This window comes from Cytophagia bacterium CHB2, assembly GCA_030263535.1.
Classification (GTDB): Bacteria; Zhuqueibacterota; Zhuqueibacteria; order Zhuqueibacterales; family Zhuqueibacteraceae; genus Coneutiohabitans.
In genome coordinates, this window is the sequence record SZPB01000365.1 from 1 (window position 1) to 6451 (window position 6451).

General features: G+C 52.7%; 5 protein-coding genes. All 5 read left to right on the forward strand.

Annotated elements, in window-relative coordinates; all coding sequences use genetic code 11:
- The first annotated feature begins 231 nt into the window (after nucleotides 1–231).
- On the forward strand, nucleotides 232–1089 hold the full coding sequence (locus FBQ85_24850; GenBank protein MDL1878361.1) for a sigma-70 family RNA polymerase sigma factor: 858 nt from the start codon (nucleotides 232–234) through the stop codon (nucleotides 1087–1089).
- A 291-nt stretch (nucleotides 1090–1380) separates the two neighbouring features.
- Nucleotides 1381–2307: a M23 family metallopeptidase gene (locus FBQ85_24855; GenBank protein MDL1878362.1), complete on the forward strand. Its 927-nt coding sequence runs from the start codon at nucleotides 1381–1383 to the stop codon at nucleotides 2305–2307.
- Nucleotides 2308–2367: 60 nt separating this feature from the next.
- Entirely contained in the window at nucleotides 2368–5319 is a 2952-nt protein-coding gene (locus tag FBQ85_24860; GenBank protein ID MDL1878363.1) for an ATP-dependent helicase, read from the forward strand.
- Nucleotides 5320–5496: 177 nt separating this feature from the next.
- Complete coding sequence (locus FBQ85_24865; GenBank protein ID MDL1878364.1) at nucleotides 5497–6036, forward strand: hypothetical protein; 540 nt, start codon at nucleotides 5497–5499, stop codon at nucleotides 6034–6036.
- 228 nt (nucleotides 6037–6264) lie between these two features.
- A partial coding sequence (locus tag FBQ85_24870; protein MDL1878365.1) for a hypothetical protein occupies nucleotides 6265–6451 on the forward strand: 187 nt, incomplete at its 3' end.

Sequence of the window (6451 nt, forward strand, 5' to 3'; positions counted from 1 at the left end):
CTTTGAGCAGGAACTCGCCGCGCGCGGCGCAAAATACCCCCGGCGATTCAAAATCATACCTCAAATTTTTGTGAGGAACGTGGTCGAGCGCGTTCCTCCGCAAAATTTCAAGCAAAAATCAGTGACAACGAAATTGTTGACAAAATAATGAAAAATTTGTAGATTGCCACGCTTTTCGAAAATAACCATGTTTTGATCACGAGACTCTTCACCCAACTTGAAGGAGGGAGTGTGGCGAGACTCACTGGTGGGAACCGTTCTAGAACGGATCAATCCCTAGAGAAGTATCTCCAGGAAATCAGTGAAGTTCCTCTTTTATCCCCCGAAGCCGAAATCGAGCTCGCCAAGCTCATTAAAAAGGGTGATGAGGAAGCATTAGAAAGACTTACCAAAGCGAATCTACGATTCGTTGTTAGTGTCGCTAAACAGTATCAAAATCAAGGACTTTCACTAGGAGATCTCATCAATGAAGGCAATCTCGGCTTGATTAAAGCCGCAAGCCGGTTTGATGAGACACGCGGTTTCAAGTTTATCTCCTATGCAGTATGGTGGATTCGCCAGTCGATTTTGCAGGCACTGGCCGAACAATCTCGCGTGGTTCGCCTGCCGCTCAACCGTGTCGGCGCGCTCAATAAAATTGGGAAAGCGCTGAGTTCGCTTGAGCAGGAGTTCGAGCGCGAGCCTTCGGCGCATGAAATTGCCGACAAAGTCGAGATGACGCCCTACGAAGTCTCCGACACATTGAAAATTTCCGGCAAGCATGTTTCGCTGGATGCACCGTTCAACCAGGATGAAGAAAGCCGGTTGCTCGATGTGCTCGAAAATGAAGAAATGCCCTCGCCGGATAATAATTTGATGAGCGAATCCCTACGCGTTGAAGTTGAACGCGCGCTTGAGACACTGACCGGACGTGAGGCCGAAGTGGTCAAGCTCTATTTCGGTTTGGGACGGGAACACCCTCTAACGCTCGAAGAAATCGGCGAGCTGTTCAAACTGACCCGTGAGCGGGTGAGACAAATCAAGGAGAAGGCGATCAAACGCCTCCGGCATGCTTCCCGAAGCAAGCCGCTCCGCAGCTACCTCGGTTAAGCGCAATCTCAGGAAGAGAAGGCGCGCAGCCCTGTACAACCCTGGCGAGGTCAAATTCCGAATTTTCACTTGACAAAGGTGAACGTTAGGGCTATTTTTACTCGCCGTATCAATCAAACAGACTTCATGAAAGCTTAACTAGGATGGTTTCACAAATAAGTTCAGACTCAACACATGCGGGGAAGCGTCACAAATGTCTTCAGGAGATATTAACCCAAACGCTGCCAGCACCCCCAAGCTTCAGACAATTTAAATCAACTTCAACGTCCCCAATCACGGAGGAAGGGAATCATGGGCGATAAAAAGATTAAGCTGATCTTGTTTTCGCTACAGGGGTCGGAAGTCAAAACGGTTAATTTGTCGTGGAAGAGGATCATTTCTATCATGTTCTCATCATTTGTGGTGATGCTGCTGATGGTCGGTTCTTCGATTGCCTTATTTACCGACTATTATAAGGATGAACGCATCACCAGTCTCAATCGCTCGAATCAAGCCTTGACCAAGCAACTCCAGCATATGAGTACGAAGGTCAACGAGCTTGACGGACGCATGCAAACCGTTGAGCAAAACGACGACGATTTGCGCGTGTTCACCGAACTCCCGCGCATCGATCCGGACGTGCGCAAGGCCGGCACGGGCGGCGCGCTGGGAGATTATGTCGATGTCGATTTGAATTCGCTGCCGGAAGGCGTCAAGAGTGAGACCAAGCGCGTCAATCACATGCTTTCCGTTCTGGAAAAGCGCATCGAGCTGCATTTCGACAACATTAAAGATGTGAAAGACAAAATCGCCAGTGACAACGCGCAGCTCAAGCATACGCCTTCGATTCGCCCGGTGGAAGCCGGCCGCATCACCGACAAATACGGCAAGCGTCTCGATCCGTTCATTGAACGCGTCAAGCATCACAACGGCGTCGATATTTCCGCTGAAATCGGCACCGAGGTCTATTCCGCCGCTGCCGGCGTCGTGATTGCCGCCAAATCGACGTATAGCCTGGGTCAGGGTTATGGCCGTCATGTGATCATCGATCACGGCTATGGCTACCGCACGCTCTACGGCCACCTTTCCGAAGTCTGGGTAAAAGAAGGCCAGAAGATCGAGCGCTGGGATGTGATCGGCCTCGTCGGAAACACCGGACGCACCACCGGACCGCATCTGCACTTCGAAGTGCATAAAGACGATGCGCCGGTCGATCCGTTGAACTTCTTTTTGAACTGACCAGAACTTTCAGACGCAAAAGCGCCCTTCCGCGACCGGAAGCGCGCTTTTTTTATTCCTATGCCGCACGACTTCTCGGTTGAAAAAATTCTCTACGACTTAAATGAGCAACAGCGCGCCGCGGTTGAATATCTTAATGGCCCGCTGGCCATCATTGCCGGCGCCGGCACGGGCAAAACGCGTGTCATCACCTACCGCATCGCCTATCTCGTCGCCGCGCAAATCGCCCGCCCGAATCAAATTCTGGCACTCACATTTACTGACAAAGCTGCGGCTGAAATGGAAGAGCGTGTCGACCGGCTCGTGCCTTATGGCGATGTCGGCTTCACCATTTCAACCTTCCACTCGTTCGGCGATAAAATCGTGCGCGAGTTCGCCGTTGATTTGGGGCTGGATCCCAATTTTCGCCTGTTGAGTCAGGCCGAACAAGCGCTGTTTCTGCGCGAGCATTTGTTCGATCTGCCGCTCAAACATTACCGGCCTTTGGGGAATCCCACACGATTTTTGCAGGATTTGCTGCGGCACTTCAGCCGCTTGAAGGACGAAGACGTCTCGCCGGAAGAATATCTTGCCCATTGCGAACAGCTTGCCGCACATGCCCAATCCAGCAGCGAACCGGCAGAACGGCTTTCCGCTGAAAAACAAATGGAACTGTCGCAATGCTATCAAGCTTATCAAAAGCTCATGGCCGAGTCCGGCTATTTTGATTTTGGCGATCAGATTTCTTATTGCTTGAAATTACTGCGCGAGCATCCCGATATTCGCCGCCGCTTGCAGGAACGCTATCGCTACATTCTCGTGGACGAATTTCAAGACACGAATTATGCGCAATTTCAACTGGTGAAAGAGCTGGCTGCGGGTCATGAGAACCTCGCCGTTGTGGCCGACGACGATCAATCCATCTACAAATTTCGCGGCGCCGCCATCAGTAACATTCTCAACTTCAGCAAAACATATGCAAACGCACGCTATATTGTGCTTACCCACAATTATCGTTCGACCCAACCGATTCTCGACACCGCCTATCGCCTGATCCGCCACAACGATCCCAACCGCCTGGAAGTCAAACAACAAATCAACAAAAAACTCACCAGCGACAAGCCCGAGGGCCAGCGGGTCGAGCATTGGCATTTCGAAACCTTGAGCGCTGAGGCCGAGGCCGTCACCCAACATATTCAAGAACGCGTGGCAGCCGGCACGTCCAGCTATCGCGATTTCTGCATCTTGGTGCGCTCCAACAACGCCGCCGACCCGTTTCTGCGCAGCCTCGCCGCAGCCGGTATTCCCCACCGCTTTTCCGGCAACTACGGCCTTTATCAGCGCGAGGAAATTCGCATGCTGTTCTGCTTTCTCAAAAGCATTGCCAATCCTTACGACTCGCAAAATCTCTATCACCTCGCGCAGAATGAGATCTACGCCATGCCCATGCGCGATGTGCAGGCCGCGCTGCTGATCCAGCATGATACGCATCGCCCGCTGTTTCATATCTTCAAAAATCCCGAGCAATTTGAATGGCCCGAGCCGCTTTCTGCCGAAGGCCGCGCCACTGCCATAAAGATCATTGCCGACAATGAAAAATATCTCGAGCAATCGCGCACCACGCCGGTCTATTCCCTGCTCTATGATTTTCTAAAAGAGTCGGGCTATCTCAAGCGTCTGGCCGAAGGCGAGTCGGTTGCCTCGGATGAAAAAATCAGCAACATTACTAAATTCTTCAACACCGTGCAGGGTTATGCGCATTTCACCACGCCCGGCGAATTGAGTTTTTTCATCAATCATCTCGAGCTGTTGAAAGAGTTCGGCGACGATCCCGGCACGGCCATGGCTGATCTCGACGTTGAGGCCGTGCAGGTGATGACGTTGCACAAAGCCAAGGGGCTGGAATTTCCGGTGGTTTTCATGGTGGGATTGGTGGAAGGCCGCTTTCCCACGAAGCCGCGCGCCTCAACCATCGAACTGCCGGAGGGCGTGATCAAAGATATTTTGCCGGAGGGCGATTTTCATGTGCAGGAAGAACGCCGGTTGTTTTATGTCGGCATGACGCGCGCAGAGCGCGAGCTTTATCTCACCAGCGGCCGTGATTACGGCGGCGCGCGCCCGCGCAAAGTCAGCGTGTTCGTGCGCGAAGCGCTGGACGATGCGCACGCGGATGAAGACTTTGCCAAAGCCTCGCCTTTTGAGGCCCTGGCGCGTTTTGATCGATCCGGCGAGCCGATTCGACACGCTCACGGCGAGTCACAAGCGCCTGAAACCAGCCCCATTCCCGCTGACCAGTTGTTGCATCTTGATCAAAAGAAAATCGACGACTATTTGACCTGCCCGCTGAAATACAAATATGTTCACATTCTGCGCGTGCCATTGGCCGAATATCACGCCATCATATACGGCTTTGCGCTGCATGAGGCCGTGCGCGAATACAACAAACGCAAGCGGAAGCAGGAAGTGGTTGCCCTGGATGATTTATTGACCGTGTTCAAAACCAACTGGCGTAGTCGCGGCTTTTTGAATCGCGCGCACGAACAGCAGCGTTTTGCCACCGGGCAGGAGGTATTGCGCCGCTTCTTCGAGCAGCAGGAAAGCGAAGATTTCAAGCCCCTGTATGTCGAGGAGCCATTCAAATTTTTATTCGAAAACAATGTCATCACCGGCCGCTGGGATCGCGTGGACGAGCTGCCCGATGGCCGCGTGCTCATCGTTGATTTCAAATCCTCTGCGGTCGATGATCCCGAGAAAGCGCGCAAACGCGCGATGAGCAGCCGGCAATTGCGGCTGTATGCCTGGTCTTATCAAGAACGTTTTGGCCAACCGGTGGCCGGCTGGCGCATGCACTTTCTCGAATCCGGCGTGGTTGCGGAAATTCCGCTCAAAGAACTATACCTGCGCAAAATCCGCGAAGACGTGCAAACCGCCGCGCAAGGCATTCGCCAGCGCGACTTTCGCCCCACACCCGGCCCCAGCGCCTGCCCGTTTTGCGCGCTCAATGATATTTGTCCGGCGGCGGAAACAAATTGATACGATACTGCCATATCGTCGAAGTTTGATAATCGTTAAAATCACGCGGAAGTATCGTGAGTAAAAAACTGTTCCAGGCAAATGATAGACGGGTTTCTTCAAAGTAATCAGAGTTGAATGAAATGGGGCTTGTTCGAATTGATTTTTTTGCCATCTTTATTCAATGATGAGGATCGCATGAACGGCAATCGCGACTATAGGGATCTGTTGCAATGCCTGAATGAAACAGGCGCGCGGTATTCGATCGTGGGCGCGTATGCGGTTATTTATCACACCGAGCCGCGTTACACGAAAGATCTGGATATTTGGACTGAGCCCACGCCGGAGAATGCTGTCAACGTGTGGAATGCGCTGGTTAATTTCGGCGCACCTCTGGGCGATTTGACCGTAGCCGACTTGTGCAACCCGGATATCGTTTTCCAAATTTTCTCAAGCAGGAATATCATGAGCGACTCCTCAAGTAAAAACGATCATTCGAGGTCCCGTGTGATCATGTCGCGCGTGGCCAGCCGTGAGCAGCACGGCGATCGTTCCTTTGATATTGAATTCTGGCAAAAAATCGGAGACGTGGGCCGCTTCGCTGCCGCCTGGCAAATGATCAAAGAAGTCCAGCTCATCCGCGGCCAGAAGGGGGAGCTTCCACGGATGCAAAAAAACGTAACGCGAATCATCCGGCGCTCCGAGGTAAAAAAATCCGGCGAAGACGCTGCTGAATAACCCGCGCAAAGAACAATATCTGCGCAAGGTTCGTGAAGACGTGCAAACTGCCGCCCGGGGCATCCGCCAGCGCAACTTTCACACCACTCCCGGCCCAGCGCCTGCCCGTTTTTTTTTGCATTCAACGATATTTGTCCTGCGGCGGCGATTTCCTGCAAGCTCAAGCCTCTGCCCGGCGGATGGGGCGGCCCGGATTATTACGACGGCCGCATCAAAACCACCAGCTTCATGTACAATTGGGCGGGCAAGCCCGCAGATTATGCGGTGCAGTATACCTACGATAACCTCGGCCAGCTTACCGTTGCCGAGAACAGCTTAAACAGCGCTTGGAACATCGGTGTTGGCAATCCCATCTCCTACGACCCCAATGGCAACATTCTTGACCTGAGGCGCGGCAGTACGACCAAGACTTACG